Genomic DNA, 20851 nt, shown 5'->3' with positions numbered 1-20851 from the left:
AGACAACCTCAGACAACCTCAGACAACCTCAGACAACCTCAGACAACCTCAGACAACCTCAGACAACCTCAGACAACCTCAGACAACTATGTGAAAGGCTTTTGAAAAAAATTTCCTCATTGAAAATTTTTACAAGGTATTTTTTTAGATTATAGTCTGTTTTCCACCTAAAATGATGATTTTATCACCTGAAACCAAAGAAAAATGCATGTCACCTTGCTGCTTTGTTGGCTTTCCCCAAAATGACAAAGCCACGCCCACCGATCTTCAAACAATGCCAATCGATAAACAACAATCTGTAAACAATCTGACTTCTTATCTAATGGATTTGGCTTACCCCCTTTAAATGCATCCTTGTAATGCAGCCTTGTCTAGAGTTATTCTACAAAAAACGCTGCTTTAAGAATACGCACAGACGAAAAACATCCCAATGCATAAAGTTTTAACCGCATCTCAAACAATGGTATTTTACGACACAACGGGATAAACCATTGTTTTACAGATTTTCTCGTATCACTCTCATTCTGTTTCAAGAAGTTTCCTAACAAGTAAAAAATGCCATCTAAGAGAGTTCAATTACTCACCATGTGTTAAACGCATCGCCAATCTGCTCTAGCCAATAAAATGCCCATTTTGAAAGAATGAACGCTTTTTGCATACACGCTCTACCCAAAAGAAGGAGAGCACCATTTTGCCTTTTCTCTCTTTAAATAAACATATCCATTGATCTCTTCCCGCCACCTAAAAGGACGAAGATTTTAGCCCCACATCGGTTTGAAACAATCCAACTACTCTGAAGGGATTCCGTCTGCTGCTCACCTTATATAATTCACTTGCATAAGGCTTAACGAAGCACCCCATCCCCTGAATAGATGTCTCTTCAATACTTAAATGGATCAAGTATTGTATGTCTTATTTTCCTTATATCACCATATCACCAGCTTCAATAATAGTGTTTTAATGACGGTGTTTTACGGTATAACAAGATAAAATTTTATCCATGGGCTTTTTGTCATCGCCCACCAGCGCTTTAAACCCAGTGCTTTAAACCCAGCACCTTAAACAATGTATCACGATACCACAAGAGGGAGCCTTTTGGATAAAATCTTTATTCCTCAGAAAAAAACTCTATGAATAAAGGAAGATTTTTTGTTCTCTTTTACCCCTACCTTCAATAATTACTGTCTTGATCCTCTAAAGAACAATAGGCAAACTTACCTTTAGACATCCAACAAAGGCAGCACAAAAAATAAAATAATAAAGAGAGTTCAGTTTTTTTCTAAAGCGCCTCAAAACTTTCTGCACAATATATTCTATAAGACTTTTTCTCATAACAGATATTTTGCTCATTTTTATATTTCTCTCTCAAAGCTTTTATTCTCAGGCTTTAACAGCATAAACCACCGCCATATTGACGGGGCGTGTTTCATCCCCCCCTGTTTTTTGCAACAAGACCTTATGTTCATGCTCTCCCGCAGCCTTCGTTAACCGATCTTTATTGTAGACTTGAGCCAGATTTCTATAATATTCACCGTGATTCATATCCCAAACTACCTTGTCAATCATTGGATAACTATGCTGGTGGTTACCTGTTGAATCTGTTTTTCCTTCATGGGTATGAGATTTAAAAGACTCTTCTTGTCGACTTCCCAAGCGACGTCCTTTATCAATTGCTTTTCCACTATCGAGCCCCCGTAAAAACATTCCACGCAAATCGGGAACATTGAATGTTGTTCTCCCGTCTCCTTTTCCCCACGTTTCCCCCAAAACAGCAAAGAGATTGGCATAGTTCTTTCGCGAATATTCTTTACCATCACAGAGTAACCATCCAGAGGGTATTTTTTCTGTAGCAAAAGTCCCAATAAATCCAGAAGAAAAAGTTTCAGGCAAAGGAGGAAAGGGCGGAATTTCAGGAAGTTTTATAGTAGGATTGGTTAAAAACCATCCATCAGCATTTTTTCCGGCAATATCACACGTATAGACGATTTCATAAAGCCCCCCCTTTTGAATTTCCCCCCCTTTTAAAGGCATAATACCCTCTGGCGTTGCCATATAAGTTGGTCTTGGCGGCAATTGATTTAAAGAAACATTTGTTATTCCTCTGTTGACGCCTTGTGCTTTAAAGCGCACAACAATGCCATCCATATAAGTCTCAAAAAAAGACTTTGTCGCCAAACGAAGTGATGTCCTCTCGTTTTCCACATCGACAGTAAACTGTGTTTCAATCCCGCCCCCATTATCCAACAAATATTCTTTGATGCGTTGCATCATAGCGCGGGCACTATCATTGACTGTGCTTGGCGGTTGCCCTTCTGCCCAGTTTATACTCTCATCGACATAAGCATTTTCTGATGCGATAATTGACCAATCATAAATCGAACTCATAGAAGATACTCTTTTTTCAAAAAGGGAAAACGAGCAAAAAATGAAGAAAAGAAAGCCGCAATTTTATTTTTAGATGCCGGTATTTTGTCCATTTTCAGTCCTATTTTGTCATAATCAACATGCAATAACTTTGTTTTTGCATTGACATAAACAGCTTCAGGCTTCACACGCAATACGTCTTGCGCCATAACGCCCTGATAACGTTGTGGATTTCCTTTATAATTAAAGGTATAAAGTGGATATCCCTTTTTCTGCCCCACAGGGATAATATTTTCTTTTGCTCTCACATCACAAAGCCCTAAAATTCCTCCTACCAATCCAAGTACTTGCTGCGCATCACGCAATGGATCTTTTGTCACAGAAGGCATTGTCGTGGATTTTCCTGAAGTCGTTCCGTAATTTCCAGCAGCCTGTGTTCCTATCTGTAACAAGCTTTGCAATCGGTTCCAATCTTGATTATCTTTTTCTGACCATTTTTGGCGTTCAGCATCTAAGATATTTTGACGATTTACATCTTGAATCATGCCCCCTTTCAAAGCATTGCTTTGCACATTACTCTGTCCTTGATAATAGCTATTTGCCGCATTAACCTGATCATTCTGAGAGCGATCAATCATCTGGTTTGCATTCATCATATTGTTAATATCTTGATTATATTGCTGTGCTGCAGCATTTGTTGCTAAAGCGCCTAGTTCATCGGCCAGCACACCGGTGTGAGCCCCAGAGCCATAACGTCCTGCCCCAGACATCGACTGATTAATTGCATCGGAAGTTTTATTCAGGGCATTTTGCAATGCAGTATTAAATTTACTATTGCTTCCAATCCAGCTTCCCTTAGCCATACTGGAAAGATTTGTAGCGCTGTTGGTTGGTGCATTCAACCATTGCGTTACCGTTGGATTGTTATAGAGCCCTGCTGCTTGTTGTAAACCGGTCAGAGCATTTTTTGTCATATCGCTAAGACCAGCGACTCTGTCTCCCTGATAAACGTTGCCGCCAATTCCTTTATTATAAAGTCCTAGTGCATCAGCACTGGCTTGTTTAAAAATATCAGCCGCCCAAGCAGGTGGAGCATTTGTTTGTGTTGTTGTCTGCACTTGAGGTGTGGTTTTTCTACTCATGGCTTGAGAACCTTTCTATATTGAATAAGATTACGAGAATATCCGTGATGAGCGAGCCTTTTCGCCCATCCAGTTCTTCCAAACATGTGCATTTCTTCAGCATTAATTGTTCGCGCCCATTTTTCGACTTCATCAATCAATTTGACCAATTTCAGCCCTCCCTCTCCAGCAAGATCTGAGAGAACGACGCATTTTTTCCCTGTATGGGTTATTTCAACTTTGGTTATTGCAAAAGCACTAAATTGGATTTTATTTTTTAAGACCAGCCACAATTGTGCTTGTCCTGTAGCGATTTCTTCAGCAATTTTTTCCAGACAAACATCATCAGGAAAGCGCTGAGCATATTTTTTCAATGCAGCATTGAGTGCCTCTTGATAGGGAGCGATTTTTTCCCATGGCCATTGCTCTGTCAAATGAGCAGAATACAAATCTTGACTCTCTTGCATCATAACTTTGGCTCTTTTAGCTTTATCACTCATCTCCCCTTAAATAACATCCCCCTACGCATTTCTCACGTTCCATACTTACCGCACAAAAAAAGAAAAGAAGCCCCATCATCCCTTTGTCATAACAAATAGGAAACTTTCTTCTTTATAAAAATAAGCCATTGTGCAGACTATTTTTCCTTTATCGCAGAAAAGCATGAAGCATAACGCACCACCTTGTTCCTTTGTTTATAAAGGCTTTGGCCTATCGCATACCGGCTCGCGTCAATTCCACATCAAATCCAGTGACATGAGTCCAATTCACCCCTTCAGGAATGCGCAATTTAAAGCGATAAAACCGTGCCCTTGCGCGACAATGAATTTGTCCAGTATTATAAGAAGGCTGTTTTTCTGGCAACCAAACAGTTTCCTCTTCAAGAGATTGTCGAAAGCGCATTCCCACAGACAAATAAAACTTTCCACTATTGACTTGAGGCATAATATTTTTCACCCGTGTTATCATGCCATTTGTCTGCCCCATTTCTTGTGATGTCACAACACAAGCCATAGCCCCCCCAGAAAACGAACCCAGTCTCCCCTGTTGATCAAATGCCCCCAGAATAGGCGATTCATTTTTCCAAGCTTTACTATCGAGAGAAAAGGACAAATCATCAATATTCTTAGTCACAAAATCAAGACCTTCTAGGGTTGTTCCTGCTAAGAAAATAGGCAATATCATTTTGATATCCACGAGAGCTTTTGTCCATTTTTGCAATCCCCAATCATAAATGAGCAAGATACGTTTATGAAGGTTCTCATCAGAATCAACCATCCAATAAACACGATTATACACCCCATCGATAGCCGCAGACATGGTATACAGATTATCCTGCCTTGATTTTGCGGTCATCGTTCGATCGACTTTTTCGAACCCAATAGGGATAATCTGTCCCTCATTTGTTATTTGATAAAAACCGCCCTCATCGGCAAAGAATGCTAAATCGCCTCTACAAACAATCGATTCAGCATTTTTTGCACCTCGTTTATCGTGAATTTTTTGGAAACTAAAAATAATCTTAGAGCCAGGGATAAAAGAACCAGCATAGATTGCAGAACGCATAAAGATAATTGGATTTGTTGTCTCAGTTGCCCCTTGGACGAATCCGCCATCAGGAAAATCTTGATAATCGCAACTTTTTTTCCCCACGGTCCAAAATTCAGCATCATTTAATCCAGACCAATGAACCCGCCTTGGATGCTCGGTTAATTTCATCAAACAAACGAAATCTCCCCAGATTCGAACAATCCCTGCTTGTGGTGGATTTCCCCCTAAATTTCTAAATTTTTTATCATGATTAATATCAATCACTTGTGGTTTATCATTGGCATTCACTGCAATGATAAAATCACCAAATAAAGCAAAAGACCACGGAGCATCAACATTAGCAAGATAAGATTTTCCTTTTTGGCTAATATCCTTCCACTTCATTGTTGTATTATCAAGCAAGAATATTTTTTCTCTTGTCCCAACAATAATAGAAACCCCATTTTTTGTTTTAACCGCAAGAGCACCTAAAATTGGCTCAGGACAAGGCTCTGATAAAGGTTCAAAACTTGGCATAGGAATATAGGAGCCATCAGCCGGTAGCACATTAACAAGTTCATCGGTAAAAATTCCATTGATATCCGCCACATCGGGTCGATAATCAGCGATTGGGAAAAAAGCCATCAAGACCCCCATAAAATCTTTGAAGAGCCTAGTGCCATTCAAAACACCAAGGCTTATTGATAAAAAACCACAAAAGCCCTTAAAACTCTAAAGGCATAAAATTCAACAAAATACACAACCTTAAGTTGATCAACGCATCGAAAAAAAGATACCATAAATAATGGCATACCCAGCGCCATCCACCAGCGCCCGACCAAAATCAACCGCCCGCAATCACCAAAACAACTGGGAAAAAGCCTTTAAACTCTCCATAAATCTTTGAAGATCCTAGTACCATTCAAAACACCAAAGCTTACTGATTGAAACCACAAAAGCCCTTAAAACTCTAAAGGCATAAAATTCAACAAAGCACACAACCTTAAGTTGATTAACACGTCGAAAAAAAAAGATACCATAAATAATGGCATACCCAGCGCCATCCACCAGCCCTTCACCATCAATCCCCAGCGCTTATCCAACCATAAGGGACAAACCAGCCATCAACGATTTGGAACAAAGCCTTTTAAAAACTCATTGGGCGAATCTTTGAGGAACCTTTTCGGCGCGATGTTTCAATGCGCAAAGCTTGAAGCTGTTCTTGAAAATCTCTGAAAGAAACGGCGGCATATTCAGGGTCTTTAAGAATATTTTTATAAAGTTCATATTTTGCCCGTGCTTTAATAAGATCAAAAGCATAAATCAACCAAGGATTATCGCTTTCTTTCAGCTGTTCATCGGCAAAATGAACAGGAGCATAAGAAAGCTGCATAGTTTCCACATGTTCTGGTGTTGGAAAGAGTCCTATTTTTTGATCAAGGCACGTATAAAAGAATGGCGTTCCTAGCGCAGGATGCATACCATATTGTTGATGCAACACTTCCAAGGGCTTAAAGAACAACTTTGTTGGTGTTGCATTCTTTGTTGCTAAAAAGACGCCTTCCAAGCTCTTTTCTGATTCAATAAAAACTCCCTCTTCTTGCCCATACCATGTTTTACCACTTTGTGTTTTAAAGGTCCTTTCTCTTTTTTCATTAAAGAAAAAGGGTTCGCATTCACACACACGCAAAGCCGTAAAAATTGAATCTTGAATTTGCAGGGAATATTCCGCTGTTGTATCGTCAATTTCATCTTGAATAAGCGCGACCATATAAGCAAAAGTTTTAGAATGGTCTGAATGTGTAAGGTTTAGATTTTTGGGATCAGTGTATAAAGTGGTCATAATCCTGTCCTTTTTCTGGAAGCATTTTAAATTTTTCCCCCAACAGATCCCTCTTGTTGGGGGAAGTTAGCAAACATTCGCTTTAAGCAGGTGCTCCATAAGTTGGGATGACAATAGTGCCAAAATCCTGAGCCCCTTGCGTACTTCCTGGCAAGGTAAAGCAAGTTTTTTTCATACCCATAATGGTTTTTGCCGCGACCCCGAATTCTCTTTCATAATCGAAGAGTTCTTCCACCAATTTATAGCGTGTCGCCCCTCGATCTTTACCAAAAGCAATCACAGCACTCTGTGCACCAAGGAGAACAGCACGACGCACATTTGGTACAGCTTTATTTGCCGTCCCAGATTCGACTCCTTCGGTAATATGTTCAGCTTCGCGCAAAACCACACCATTATACATGCCCAAAGATCCATCATAGAGCGGATTTTTGATACGACTTCCACTATAGATTGCCTTGGTAATGTCGAGCCATTGCCCCGCATCTGTATTGGTTCGCAATTGCGTCACTTGGGTTGGATGTAGATAAAGCACATAGACATTTTCCCCATCGATCCGCACGGGTCTAATTTTGGGATTTGCCAATTTAGCCCTTTCGACAGCTTTATCAATGAGCTTAAGATCAAAAACATCGTTTGATTTTAAATCTTCATCTTTTGTTTTTCCATTAGGGCGCACGATGCGTTTATCGGTTGGTGCCGTTGGCGCATTAAAACCATAATGGACAGGTTTAAGAGTAATCGTACGTCCCTCAAAGTTAATAGCTTTTGCGGTATATCCACACACTTGAATGAAGAACATCATACTCAGACGATCTGCATACCAATCAACCAAACCATTTTTTGCCTCGGTACGCAAATCATGGAGAATTCGTTGTTGATCAATCGTTCCCTCATTTTTGACACGCACAGCATGAACGAGTTCATTAATTGCCAAGCGATCATTGAGAAACTGTAAGGCTTCTTCATTGCCTTCCAATGTCTGCCCTTCACTCACCCCATCGCCTAGCAACTGCACACGCAAATTAAAGCTAATGGCATCCCCACTTGCTTTCGTGGTTTCATCCTTTAATTGTACGATACTGTTTGAATCATTTCCAATCAACGGTGCAATCGGAATTGCTTTTGAGACTTCTTGGTTTAGTAATTTAGACCATGTGCGCACTGCCATTGGGTCATTAAGTCCGATATAAGTTACAGTCATTTTATCCTCTAAAAGTTTTATTGACATAAAAAACCCGGCAAAGCGCCGGTTGTTAAAACACCACATTTCATTTCAAATGGTGAATAGGTTGTTCGTGTGTTTTATCTAATTTCTGTTAGCGTCTGCCTCCCCCTTATAAGAGCTCTCCTCACCACATCCGTGCTTTGAGAAATCCCCCGCATTCCCTGCGCTAAAAACCTCTCACGTTCTCTGCAAAAAACACCCCCCGCATTTTTATTTTTAAAATTCTCTTCCCCCCATTAAACGATTAAAAGCAGCTTTATTTTTAGGATCAGAAACCCAAGCGCTAAACTCTGCTTCTGACATTTTATCAAGCATCTCCAAAGAAATCGGCCCATTTGGCGTCAAGCCGTTATAAGCAGCAAGTGTACGTGCAGAATTGTGTCTTTCCTGTAAATTTTCATCCATGTTATTGGGAACATTTGTGTAGCCAATTTTTTGTGCAATAGAGTAAATCACTTCAGCCGGATTTTGATTTTTTTGCGCACAATCGCGCAAGATCTGCTTCAACTCATCGCCAATCAACGCATCAATATTTTTGGGATCTGCCATCTCAGGATAGAGCGAAGCGCAAGCTGCTAACTGTTTAGCCCGCGTTTCATAAATAAAATCAGCTGCTTGATCAAAATCATGATGCTTTTGTTTAACACTTGCAACAGACTGCTGAAAAAACGCATGCAACTGTTCTGCTTCGCGAGCCAGAGAAGGTTGTTGTTTTTCATTAACAAGTCCTTGTTTTTGGAGTGTTTTTCCCAACCATTGCATATAGCCCATAAAGTCTTTTTGCGGATCTGGCGGAGCATCTTCTCCCCCTTGAACCTCTTTTCCAGCCTTTTGCGAAGAATACTGTTTTTGATGCGTTTGCCCTTGAAAATTATCTTCAAGAGTTTTTTCTTCTCTTCCAATTTCACCGTCTTCTCCCTCTTGTGTTGAGAGCAGATAATCCTGTTTCAATTGGTTTTGTTCTGCCGGCGTTAAGTGTTCTTGATCCATGACATTAGCCTTCTCTTTTTTTAACAATAAAATTAAATTTTTCAGATAAAACAGCCTGAGAGCATTTATCCCCTTAATGCTTACCCATCATTTTGGCTCCAACATTTCCCCCACATGGCTCCCCCACCATGACGACAAAACACTATCGAACATTTTCCCCAATACACACTGTCCAATAAAACAGCTCTTCTGAGATAAAGAGAGGCGACATTGCACGACATAAGCAACATGGGTAACTATGGAAATTGTTTAGATAAGCAACTTCTGATAGATGAAATTCATCTGAAAGAGCGCATCATAAAGCATCCTATTGTTGAGCCTTTACTGTCTGCAACATCTGCATTATCTGCTCTGTTCCCATATTACCCCCCATCTGCGCTGAGGCATTTTGCTCTTCTTGAAGAGAATTTTGCGCCTTTATCGCAATTTTATGAATGAGTGAGGCTGGTAAAGGCGAATAGCGTAAGAGATCGAGCATAATCTCAGGCGTTGCAAAATTTTGCATCAAAGGAAGCAGTTGCATGATCAGTGCAAAAGTACGCTCTTTTTCATTAAGACTTGTTGGCGCATCATCCACAACAATATCATATTCCAAACTTGTCACCATTTCGCGTGTCAGTGGAACATACTGGGCATTTTCATCACCAGCAATACGGACCAGCCGCCCATCGGACAGATAATTTTGAATAAGATAGAGAATAATTTTCCCCTGTCGTTGCCGATATCGACGCAACCCATCAAAAAAGGAAGCCAAAAGATTAAGTGACGATTGTCGCCGTTGTTGTTCAAGAACGCCAGGCTGATTGACAGCTCTTGTCCCAATAAATTCAGAAGACAACCCCGTCACCTGTTCGAGTGCGCTCTTTGCTTCATTAAACAATTGGAAAAACCCTTGCGGAAATTGTGCCACGGGTTTAGGCTGAATTCTTCCCCCAGACACAGCACCACTTTTCAACCAAGTAATACTATCGGCTCTAGCCCAACTCTCGAGGGCTTGTCGATCATCATCAAAAGCATCGCGTTCTGCCATAATTCCGCCTTTTGATTGGCTATTGAGCAAATGCATCACTTGACTAAAATATTTGTTTGCCCACCGTTGGGGATCTTTTGTAGGGCGCACAAGTCCGTAAAAGTGCCGGCTTAACTTATCAAAAGTACCGGTAATACATTCCCATCCCAATTGATTGTGTGGGACCAAGGGCTTATCAGGCGCTTCGAGCAGCTTTCTGCCCAAAAATGCCCGTTTGACAATTTTTCTGTTCAACCTTGTTGCTTGAACATGAGGAAAGGTTTTGCTTAAATTTTGGAAATCCTGCTCTGAATAATCGATAAACTTTCCACTTTGAGGCTCGAGAACTTTATAAATCACCTCGCGTTCAAACCAGCGACATTCTACCAATGTCACCATTTTAGGACGTTGATAGGTCCCTCCCTCTTCCCACTCTCCTTGATATCCCCTCTCAGCTTGATAACTTTGTGTCATCCCATTGCTGGATGAATGTAAAAAACTCTGATGTTTAACCCAATCAGCATTAAGATCACTCCAATGAACATTAGGAAACATTTCCTGAGCCACAGCAAGAGGTTTTTCATCAATATACCACAAGCGTTGTGCATCAATAAGATTAGGCTTGACAGCACTCGCATCCCACACCATTTTCATAGGGTCCAGCCGCGCAATGATTGGTTTTCCTTGTGGATCTTCTTCATAATCAAGGCGTGTATCTGTCCACCCCATTCCGCAAATAATTGCATCTTGAAAGGCATCGGAATCTTCGTATTCCCCATCGGCTTCATCACGAAACCACTCAGCTGCCCCTGTCAGAATCTGGTTTGCAAAGGCTGCTCCTTCTTGTCGTGGAATAAATTGAACTTGTCTTTTATTATTGCGCTCAGCCCCAATCACGGCATTAATTAAAGGTGCAATACGGTTAAAAGTCATGACCGGTCTGTTTTGTTCGTGCAAGGCAGCCAAGTCTTGCTCATTCCATTGCCGTCCATTATAAAAATCGTAATCTTCTTGGGCATTTTTTCGCCATTTTTCGACATGGGCAATATCATCCTGATACCACCCCACGAGTTTTTTAAAGAGTGCTTGATTTTCAAGCGTTTCGATTTGATCAAAAGAAGAATCTGTAGAAATATTCATTAAAAAGCCATCCATGAAGTTTGAGAATGGTGAAACGAGCGATAAGGTTTTTTTCGCGCTCTAGCATTTGGTTGTTCATAAGCCACACACATCAGTCCAAAGGCATCGGCCCCATGGCTAGCCCAATCATGTTCAGCCCCTAGTCCGATATTGCGCTGTTCGTCGCGCTTTTCATGATACCAAGCGAGTGCTTTTCTGCCCGCACATGTCGTTTCACGATTAAACCATAGTGCAGGAAACAATCGCCTTACGGCTTCGATACGCATTTTCACAGCGCCTGTCCCTTGATTAGGGATCACTTTAGTTTGAAACCCAGCTTGTTGAAGGGCACTTTCAAAACTCACATTATAAACACGATCTTTTGTTGCGCCATCATGGGGCAAAACCATGAGAGCCTTTTCATATCCCCTTTGAAAGACCCAGCCCACATGCTCTGAGAGAGGCTGTCCTTGAGCTTCATAATAATCGAGCACTCGAATTTCCCGTCCAATAAATTGCGCAACCCACAATGCGGTAGCATCGGCCTTTGCTCCTGTTCCCCCGATATCCCAAAAGATTCTCACCTGCATCAAAGGATCACGTGGAACGGTAGTAATCCGCCCTTCCATTTCAGCTTCGAGAAGACATTTCTGATAATAAGCCCCTTGGACAGCTTGGAGATATTCGCCTTCCCAAATATGGTTATACTGCTCTGGTCTTTGCTGCAAATCGTCCATTCGATCACGATTGAGTTTTTCAGGAAATTGAGGATTATCACGCCAATTAATTTCTGCCCCTTTGATATGAGGATTATCGACATTTCGGAAACGTTTTTCCACGGGTGCATTTTCATGGCACGGGTTCCATGTGACCCATAATTCTGCATTCCAATCTTTTCCTTCTTCGCGCAAAGTTGGAATGAGGGTTTGCCAAGCAGTCTCAGTGACCGGCTCCGCTTCATCAACCCAGCAAAGGAAAACGCGCCCCATTGATTTAATACTTGCGATATTGCGATCAAGCCCAGCAAACACATAGACAATCCGTCCATCTTTTGATTTAATATATTTATCGCCAATGTCATAATAGTCTTGTAAAAAAGGATAAGATTCGATAGCGCGTTTAATTTCTTCCAAAGAACTGTCATTGAGAGAATTTTGAAATTGCCTTGCACAAAGAATAATCCCGCGTTCTCCAGCCATTCCATGGCGATATCCCACAACAGCCGACATCAAAGCAAAAGAACGTGTTTTTCCAGAACCCCGTCCTCCCCAAGCAGCTCGCACATCTGCTTTTCCAGTAAAAACAGGAATAAGCTTTGGAATAAGAGCCACTTGAGCCGTTTTCTGCTCTATTTTTTGAGAAATTTTCTGAACAATTTTCATTATAAATTTTCATACTTTAGCAATAATTGCGCTTCATCCTTTTGCTTATCCCAAGTTTAATTATCCCAGAGCAATTGAAAGAAACGAGCAATTGAACGAAAAACGCCCTTCTCAAAAGCAGCGCTTTATCTTCTCTTCATCCTAATACGCAATGAATTTCACTTTTTTGCATGAAGCCCCCCCTTTGACCGCTTTGACCGCTTTGACCACTTTGACCACTTTGACCCCGCATATACACGATATGCGCCCCCCCAAGGGTCCTTAAATCCCAAGGGTCCCCACCCCTCAAACACCGCGCCCTGTCATCCCCCAACCAAAGCACGGCATCCCCCCACCAAATCATAGCCTCAGCACATGGCTCTCAAGCATCCCCAAAGCCCAACATCCTCAAATATCATGCCTCTCAAGCTTCACCAATCCTCACACTTGTCTATCCCCGATACCCCCACCAAAACACATGCATCCCGCAAACATAACACTTCTCTCAAATTTCACGCCCTTCGCCCATCAAAACACTATCCCATATCCACCACACAAACATCCTGCACCAAATCTCCTCCAACACATGGCTCTCAGGCATCATTCACCCAAGCCAAGTATCACGAGCGCCTACAAAGACGATAAGCCTCCGCTTCAATCCCCTCAAGACAAGCAATCACCAAAGCCGCCCTCTTCCAAGATGTCACCCCGCATCATCCACCTCAGCCTAACATTTTTCAATATCACAAACCTCCGTTGCTGAAAAATCACGCTTCTCCGGTTCGATACTTTTTGCATTCACTGGTACAATCTCGATACGCGAAACTGTTTTAACCTCCCCTTCTCCAGTCCCCTGAAGAGGCAACACTTTTGCAAGCAGCGAAAAAAACGGTACAGGATTATTCAGAGCATGATACTGAAGATAAGACACCAACCCATCTTCACCATAGTGATAGCCAGCCTGCTCCGCCGCTGTCAGAAGAGCTTCATTAAATCGCTTTGTTGTTTTATTCAAAGCCCCTTTTTTCCGCCCTCTTCGACGTAAGGGAAGACAATGTTCATCTACCATCATCATGTTCCTTCCAACTAAAGAGAAACCAAAACCTCAAACACAAAAAATGACATGAAAATCAGGAATGAAACCTCAAAAGCAACCAGCAATCTAAAAAAATGGAACACACCCTAAAAGATAAAAAACACGCACAAAGCACAAAGCCTCTGCTCCTTTTTTACAGATCAACGTTTTTACGCTTTTACATCATTACAGAACAAAGCCAAATGAAACTCCCAAACCATTACCCCGCATCGCTCTATAAACACGGGTCTGTCAACAATCTGATTTCTCGTCTATCAGATTCCCCTGCTAATTATTTCATATGGCTATCACGACACTTCAAAGATTGGTGTTTCATCAAACACGCCAGATAAGCTCTGATCTACAATTTGACTTCAAAAAGCAAATTTTACTCTGCTGAATAAAGCTTCCACCCCGCACCGGTTTTAAACTATAATCCAACCTCTTACCCAGTAAATTCCCCTACTAACATCAGATTACCGCCCCCAAACATCCCTATTTTACACTATAACCGTATAGCAAACATTTTAATTTTCTTGCCAATCTTCTGAAACTACTTTATTGATGAGCTTGTGTTTTTGATCGTCCACGCAACGGTCAAATAGGGATTTGAAAGCCCGAAAACTCAAACGTTAATTTACCCCACTTTGTAGGTATCTCGGAGTTCCGGGAGTTTTTGCTATGTCCAAGTGCTTGTCAGCACTAAAAGCAAAAAGCTGATTCGAGTTCAGTATTTTCAACCTCCCGGAATACCAATGCGAGGGCGCTCGCCCCCAGCGGGGGGCTTAAAGTGCCAACTAAAAATCCAGATTTCGCACTTTTTTAAAAAGTACCCAATCTTATAGTCTTTGAAATTATTTTGATTTTTCTTGCCAATCTTCTGAAATTACTTTATCACTCAAAGGATATTTTGGTCGTCTACGCAGCGATCAATAAGGGATAGTAAAGCCCTAAGCTCTAGCGTAAGAATGAACCCACTTTGTGGGTGTCCCGGGATTCCGGGAGATTTTGCTATGTCCAGGTGTGATAAGCACTAAAAGCAAAAATGCTGACTAGAGCTCAGTACTTTACTACTCCCGGAATACCAATGCGAGGGCGCTCGCAACCGGAGGGGAGCTTGAAGTGCAAATTAAGAATTCACATTTCAACGACATTTCAATAGGTAAAAAAATCCGTTATAGAAGAATTTCAATGGGACTTTCTCAAAAGGAATTAGGAAGCCATTTAGGTGTCAGTTTCCAACAAATCCAGAAATACGAAAAAGGTTTAAATCGTGTAAGCGCAGGGTGTTTGCTCGAAATTGCTAAAAAACTAGAGGTTCCTATGAACTTTTTTTATGCGGACCTTTTAACAGCAGATATTCCCACAAAGGAACATGCCTTACCCTACGATCAAGACACATACAGCGAAAAAGAACACGCACTTTTGAAAAACTTTAGAGAACTCCAGCCGAAAAAACAAAAAGCAGTTTTGTGGTTGATTTCTGATTAGACAAAAGCACACCTATCGACATCCCTCGCCAATATCCCCCTCTGCCTAAAGCCTTGCCCGCCTGATACCACCACATCTCAAAAAACGGTTTACGGCACCGGTTTACGACATCATAGGATGACAAACTTCAAAATAGGATAACAAACACCAAAACCTTGGGAAAATATCCCCACCCCTCTCACAGAATTCTATCAAGAGATCTCTCTGATTTAAACGCACAATTCCGATTGTATCATTATGATACCTTTTTACATTTACCTTGTCAAGTTTTTATATTTTTCTTTTGATATTTTTGTGTTTTTCTTTAAGGGAGCCACATCCCTCAAAACACCTCTCTTGCAAAACGCCGTTCCAGCAAAACGCCTCTCATAAAAAACACAATGTCCAAAACAACAAGAGCTAAAATAGGATTTCCCCTCTAAATAGGATTACCCCTCTAAATAAGATTACCATTATATTTCTCATTCACCCACTTATTAAAAAAACATCTCTCAATGCTTCTCACACCCATTTCACGGATATCCCCCATACAAATATAGACGCAAATATAATTGTTAAATTCCGCATAGAATATAAAAGCCAACCACGATTTTTCTCTCTTCACATCTCTTTACACATCCCCTCTTTACACATCCCCCTTTCAATCTGTTCACAGCTATTCCCAAACTCTCCTCTCCAACCAACACACGAACAGCACTCTTCATTTCCCCTCCAGTTTGCATAACTCTTCGCCTCATCCCCTCCTTCTCACCACTCCATACCATAACAATATATTGATTTATAAGAAATAATTTAGCATTATTGATACTGATTGAGAGTTCCAAACATCGTAAGATTCTCTCATTTCAAATCTCTCCCATGTTGAATCAATCAAAATCATTCGCTTGCACGTCAAAAGCAAGGAGAGCCCGTGTGGATAAAAAACGATTCAGAAAGGAATAAAAATGGCTCTTATGAACCGTCTCAAGTGCCAAGGGCTGTAGCCAACACCCACGAGCTAGCAAATATAATGATGATACCGGCTTGCTTCTTCACAAGCGTAAAGATAGGAGTGCTCAATGGATTTATCATTATACCATGACAAAAAACACGCACAATATATAAATCCACAAATCCTCCGTATCACTTTTACAGATTCACATTTTTACGCTTTTACGTCATTACAAAACAAAGCCAAAGGAAAGGCTCACCACCCCACGCTGCTCTATAAACACTGGTCTGCAACAATCTGATTTCTCGTCTATCAGATTCCCCTGTTGATTATTTCATATGGCTATCCCACACCTCAAAGAAGGCTGTTTCATCAGACAAAACAGATAAGCCCTGCCCTAAAATATTCCCCACAAGCTCTTCTCCAGTCAACGCATTTAACACCCCTCTTCATCCCAGCCTTTCCCACTCCATTCACGAAAACACTTCCCCCAATCCTCGCACCACATTCCATGCCCCAAAAAGCCCAACGTGACAAAAAACACGCACAATATATAAATCCACAAATCCTCCGTATCACTTTTACGGATATACATTTTTACGCTTTTACGTCATTACAAAACAAAGCCAAAGGAAAGGCTCACCACCCCACGCTGCTCTATAAACACTGGTCTGCAACAATCTGATTTCTCGTCTATCAGATTCCCCTGTTGATTATTTCATATGGCTATCCCACACCTCAAAGAAGGCTATTTCATCAGACAAGACAGATAAGCCATGCCCTAAAATATTCCCCACACGCTCTTCTCCAGTCAACACGCTTAACACCCCTCTTCATCCCAGCCTTTCCCCACTCCATTCACAAACGCGTCCCCCTAGTTCTCTGACCACATTCCATGCCATGATAAAAGCATACACAAAGCACAAATCCCCCGCCTCACTTTCACAGATTCACATTTTTACGCTTTTACATCTTTACAAAACGCAGCCAAACGAAACTCCCAAACCACCACGCGACAATTTGATAAAAACAAAACACCCTTCAACAATCTCAAACAACAGATTTCCGTAAAGAGTTCATATGAATTTGATTGTTTAGATCTGACTATTAAATTGGCATATAGAGCTGTAGAACAGAAAGTAATTTTCTATAAGACAGAAATGATAAAAGCGCTATATAACTGAGACAGAACATGAAGAATTGCGAACAGATAAAACGATATCTCTTTTCATTACAATACTGAAATTGTAAACGAGACGACTGGTAATTGTCAGCTGAATATATAATTTTCACATCTGTAAATTTTTATTGATTAATTCAATCCCAACATTTCCCCTGAAACACATTTCTTCATTATCTACTTCTTTGAGACAAACCGGCAAAGGGGTTTCATCTATTATAAGTACGGAAATAATAACGGGTTACTCCAACCTCATCATAAGAAACCATAGACAGAATACCTGTCTTTATTGGCATTATTTGATAAGTCAAGATTACACCATTTTGCTGTTTGTTTGGTTGGTCTGTATAGATCACGTTATATCCATTCCGTCGCAAGAGATTAATAAATACAGGAGTAAAGTTGTCTTCTGTTTTATTTTTTTTCACAATAAGTGTTGTTGTAGCTGGTGGTAAAGGTTTTTTAAGATTACGAACAAAATCGTTAGCAATTAATTTTATATCACTCTTCGTAACATTAGGACTGACATAATTTGATGAATAATTACTCATAGATGCACAACCAGCCACCAAGACAAGAGGCAACGGAAATAAATATTTTGACATCTAGACTTCCCCTATAAATTGTATTTCCTTTTTTGAGAAGCTCCTACACAAGAAATAAGAGCATCCTTTCTAAGAATAGCATTAACAACATACTGCTTTACAATCAAACATTAGTTAATCAATTTCTCACTTGTAAAAGAACAACCACCATCTCTAATAGTACTCAAAGCTTATGCTTAACATAAAAAATATATATGTTAAAAGTACACAAAACATATGTAAAGAATATAGTATACATATACTATATGTATACTTATTTTCATGATTTTCTGTATTACATATTATTTAAGACAGATTTATCATTAAAGAAGCACAAACATTGGATGACTTTCCAAGCAATAAAAATGATATTTTTTATCCCCATAACATTGAAATTATCACTTGCTCGAAGAGTAATTATTGTTTGAATATTTAGGTTTTTACGGGCCATTTAGATCCCGACTTCCCCACTATCTACCAATTTGTACCGATATTGTTTCTTTTGGTTTTTCATTTACGCTCATCATTAGCTATTTTATGTGTTTTTTGAGACAATTGTGAAGCTCTACCCCAAAACAACGAATGAAATTTCAAAACACCACGCAACAATTTGATAAAAACAAAACACTTCACAACTTAAATTCCACTGGCAAGCTTATCCCCACCCCTTTTCATTCTTTCTCCATCCCAAGGAGGGTATCTACCCCTCACACATCATCCTTCATCCCTTCGCACCACCACCTCTTATCCACACTCTCCTAACCTATCCATGCGCACTCTCTTCATCTTCTATTCCCCCTTTTTCCCCCCCATTATACACTTAACAACTTAACACCCCTCTTCCTCCCAACGTCCCCCTCCATTCAAGAAAACTCTTCCCCCAATCCTCGCACCACATTCCACGCCCAAAAAAGCCCAACGTGACCAAAAACACGCACAATATATAAATCCACAAATCCTTCGCTTCACTTTTACGGATTCACATTTTTACGCTTTTACGTCATTACAGAACAAAGCCAAAGGAAAGGCTCACCACCCCACGCTGCTCTATACACACTGGTCTGTAAACGAACAAAGCTTTTTGCCCAGCCAATCCGCTCCCCACAGTCTTCAGACACCCCTCCTCAAACGACAGGACTTCATCAGGCTCAACAAATCAAGCCCTGCCCTCAAATATTCCAGCTTTTCACTCCCCCCTCAAAGAGCGATGTTTTTACATCATGAACAGGATAATTAACGAACCGTCTTAGAAAAAAGAAACGGCATGGAGATATTAAATATATCAATGGTCGTCATCTACTGTCGTATTAAGAGATGTTGTATCTTTATTTTTCTTAATTTTTAAAATGCCAATCATTCCCGTGGAAATAATTAATGCAGACATAGCTAAAAAGGAGCTTAACAATCCCACGAGTGCAAAAAGTCCAGCAATAAAGCCAGACACTGCTTCCGCAGAGTTCGCTAAAGTTGAAAAAGTTCCAAAACTCTTACCAAAATCTTCACGACGAGAGTATAATTGAATAGCTGAGACTAAACTAATATCCACAAATGCACCAATAAATCCTAAAACAAATGCTAACACGAGAAGGAGTTTTAAATAAAGTTCTGCAGCTAAGGGCATAACAAACAGAATAACCCCATAAAGAAGCCAAAATACCATGAGTTTCAACGATGTAATCTTGAATATAATTTTATGATATAACAAACCACCAACAATAGTTCCAACAGCCATGAGAGAAAAAATATAACTAACAAGGCTTTCCTCTCCCCCTATAGAGAGGACAAAAGCTGGAATTAAAAATCTTAAAATTGCACCAGTAAAGAGAATAGCAAACGACGAGCCAACGAGCGTAATAAATAAATTATTATTTTCTTTAGAAATATATTTAAGATAGGAAGCTGTTTCTCGATAAATTTTTATAAAATTGAATGATTTATTCTCGCTTGAATTTAAATTCATGAGATTAAATAACACTATAATAGATATAAAATAGGTAAAAAAATCAAAAATGAGTACTGCCGATTTATTTGCTAAAAAAAGCAGTAGGGAACAAACTAAAGGACCCATGACGGATGCAGTTTCCTCTATAATTTGTGCAATGCTATTGGCCTTTGTCAGATCCTTTACTGAGAACATTCTGGGAATAGCAGCTTGAAAACTTGGTTGGAAAATACTTCTTCCTATCGTTGTACATATTGCTGCGAAAATAAGAACAATAATATGTGCAGTCCCTGTTATAGTGGTTATAAAAACGAATAATGAGGCTAATAATCTAACAAGTTCACTTAAGATCATATTTTTCTTCAAAGAAAAATTATCAGCTAACCAACCTCCTATAGGACCAAAAAAGAGAAAAGGGATAAATCGAAAAAAATACACAAGACCTGTAAAAAAGATGTTATCTGTTAATTCTAAGACCAGTAAAACAAAAACAACTTCATAAGCATAATCACCAACTTTAGAAATAAAGAGAGAGGAAAAAAGAGCTAAAGGACTCTTTTTTAAAAATAAATTCATATCAACCATCCGATATTAAACTTTTCTACAGTTAAAGTTGCACTCCCTTCAATACAATTGGTGATATGAACTTCAAAAGAGTTGTTTACTCTAACAAATTGCTTAATAAGTTAAGTGAAAATTTTTAAAGAAATACTCCTCTTGATATAAGCATTTAGACCAATATCAAGTAATATATTAATTTTTCTTTCTTATTTGCTTTAAAAAAGAAAGAATGTAAAAATTATGAGATCAAAATCTGCTATATTATTATATTGACTTCCAGCCCACATCTCAAAGAATGAAAATTCCCAACCAGCACTGGTCTACAACCCCACTTCAAAAAGCAGCTTTCCCCACAGAACAAAGCTTACACCCAACCGCCCCTCAAACGACAACACTTCGTCAGGCTCAACAAATCAAGCCCACTCTCCTCCTATCCATGCGCACTCTCTTCATCCTCCATTCCCCCTTTTCTCTCCCATCACACACTTAACAACTGAACAGCACTCTTCCTCTAAACTTCCCCCT

The 20851-nt window shown here is 40.0% G+C and carries 15 protein-coding genes; 1 reads left to right on the top strand and 14 read right to left on the bottom strand.

The window, feature by feature from the left end:
* Positions 1-377 precede the first annotated feature (377 nt).
* The 11 genes from ACFIJ7_RS02440 to ACFIJ7_RS02390 all read right to left on the bottom strand — a co-directional run bounded on the left by ACFIJ7_RS02440 (position 378) and on the right by ACFIJ7_RS02390 (position 13634).
* Positions 378-533 (bottom strand): hypothetical protein, encoded by a 156-nt coding sequence (locus ACFIJ7_RS02440; protein ID WP_375635645.1) that lies wholly within the window; start codon positions 531-533, stop codon positions 378-380.
* An 847-nt stretch (positions 534-1380) separates the two neighbouring features.
* The gene (locus ACFIJ7_RS02435; RefSeq protein ID WP_375635644.1) at positions 1381-2385 is read right to left on the bottom strand and encodes a phage tail protein; all 1005 of its coding nucleotides are present in this window, start codon (positions 2383-2385) and stop codon (positions 1381-1383) included.
* Positions 2382-3506 carry a tail fiber domain-containing protein gene (locus ACFIJ7_RS02430; protein WP_375644531.1) on the bottom strand — a complete coding sequence of 375 codons (1125 nt, stop codon included), beginning with the start codon at positions 3504-3506 and terminating at the stop codon, positions 2382-2384. The genes ACFIJ7_RS02435 and ACFIJ7_RS02430 overlap by 4 nt, the downstream gene beginning before the upstream one ends.
* Positions 3503-3985 (bottom strand): hypothetical protein, encoded by a 483-nt coding sequence (locus tag ACFIJ7_RS02425; protein WP_375628924.1) that lies wholly within the window; start codon positions 3983-3985, stop codon positions 3503-3505. The genes ACFIJ7_RS02430 and ACFIJ7_RS02425 overlap by 4 nt, the downstream gene beginning before the upstream one ends.
* Positions 3986-4196: 211 nt before the next feature.
* Positions 4197-5660 (bottom strand): hypothetical protein, encoded by a 1464-nt coding sequence (locus tag ACFIJ7_RS02420; protein WP_375635642.1) that lies wholly within the window; start codon positions 5658-5660, stop codon positions 4197-4199.
* A 502-nt stretch (positions 5661-6162) separates the two neighbouring features.
* Positions 6163-6858 carry a hypothetical protein gene (locus ACFIJ7_RS02415; RefSeq protein WP_375635641.1) on the bottom strand — a complete coding sequence of 232 codons (696 nt, stop codon included), beginning with the start codon at positions 6856-6858 and terminating at the stop codon, positions 6163-6165.
* A gap of 82 nt (positions 6859-6940) precedes the next feature.
* Positions 6941-8059 (bottom strand): N4-gp56 family major capsid protein, encoded by a 1119-nt coding sequence (locus ACFIJ7_RS02410; protein ID WP_375635640.1) that lies wholly within the window; start codon positions 8057-8059, stop codon positions 6941-6943.
* A gap of 240 nt (positions 8060-8299) precedes the next feature.
* A complete protein-coding gene (locus ACFIJ7_RS02405) occupies positions 8300-9073 on the bottom strand; it encodes a hypothetical protein (RefSeq protein WP_375635639.1) in 774 nt (257 codons plus the stop codon).
* Positions 9074-9380: 307 nt separating this feature from the next.
* On the bottom strand, positions 9381-11222 hold the full coding sequence (locus tag ACFIJ7_RS02400; RefSeq protein ID WP_375644530.1) for a portal protein: 1842 nt from the start codon (positions 11220-11222) through the stop codon (positions 9381-9383).
* Positions 11222-12583, bottom strand: coding sequence for a PBSX family phage terminase large subunit (locus ACFIJ7_RS02395; RefSeq protein ID WP_375635637.1), 1362 nt, complete (start codon positions 12581-12583; stop codon positions 11222-11224). Before ACFIJ7_RS02395 ends, ACFIJ7_RS02400 begins: the two co-directional genes overlap by 1 nt.
* Positions 12584-13289: 706 nt before the next feature.
* Entirely contained in the window at positions 13290-13634 is a 345-nt protein-coding gene (locus ACFIJ7_RS02390) for a hypothetical protein (RefSeq protein ID WP_375644542.1), read from the bottom strand.
* Between the two features lie 1125 nt (positions 13635-14759).
* On the opposite strand from ACFIJ7_RS02390, the gene ACFIJ7_RS02385 reads away from it, so the two are divergent.
* Entirely contained in the window at positions 14760-15128 is a 369-nt protein-coding gene (locus tag ACFIJ7_RS02385) for a helix-turn-helix domain-containing protein (RefSeq protein WP_375644529.1), read from the top strand.
* Between the two features lie 2320 nt (positions 15129-17448).
* Here ACFIJ7_RS02385 and ACFIJ7_RS02380 read toward each other — a convergent pair.
* The 3 genes from ACFIJ7_RS02380 to ACFIJ7_RS02370 all read right to left on the bottom strand — a co-directional run bounded on the left by ACFIJ7_RS02380 (position 17449) and on the right by ACFIJ7_RS02370 (position 20341).
* Positions 17449-17844, bottom strand: a complete 396-nt coding sequence (locus tag ACFIJ7_RS02380; protein ID WP_375635636.1) for a hypothetical protein — start codon at positions 17842-17844, stop codon at positions 17449-17451.
* A gap of 974 nt (positions 17845-18818) precedes the next feature.
* Positions 18819-18941 carry a hypothetical protein gene (locus ACFIJ7_RS02375; RefSeq protein ID WP_273788452.1) on the bottom strand — a complete coding sequence of 41 codons (123 nt, stop codon included), beginning with the start codon at positions 18939-18941 and terminating at the stop codon, positions 18819-18821.
* Between the two features lie 164 nt (positions 18942-19105).
* Positions 19106-20341, bottom strand: a complete 1236-nt coding sequence (locus ACFIJ7_RS02370) for an MFS transporter (protein ID WP_375635635.1) — start codon at positions 20339-20341, stop codon at positions 19106-19108.
* Between the last annotated feature and the right edge of the window lie 510 nt (positions 20342-20851).

The organism is Bartonella sp. MR100HLJHH, assembly GCF_042194215.1.
Taxonomy (GTDB): Bacteria; Pseudomonadota; Alphaproteobacteria; order Rhizobiales; family Rhizobiaceae; genus Bartonella; species Bartonella grahamii.
Note: the sequence above shows the minus strand (reverse complement) of the source record. Positions and strands in the feature narration are given on the sequence as shown.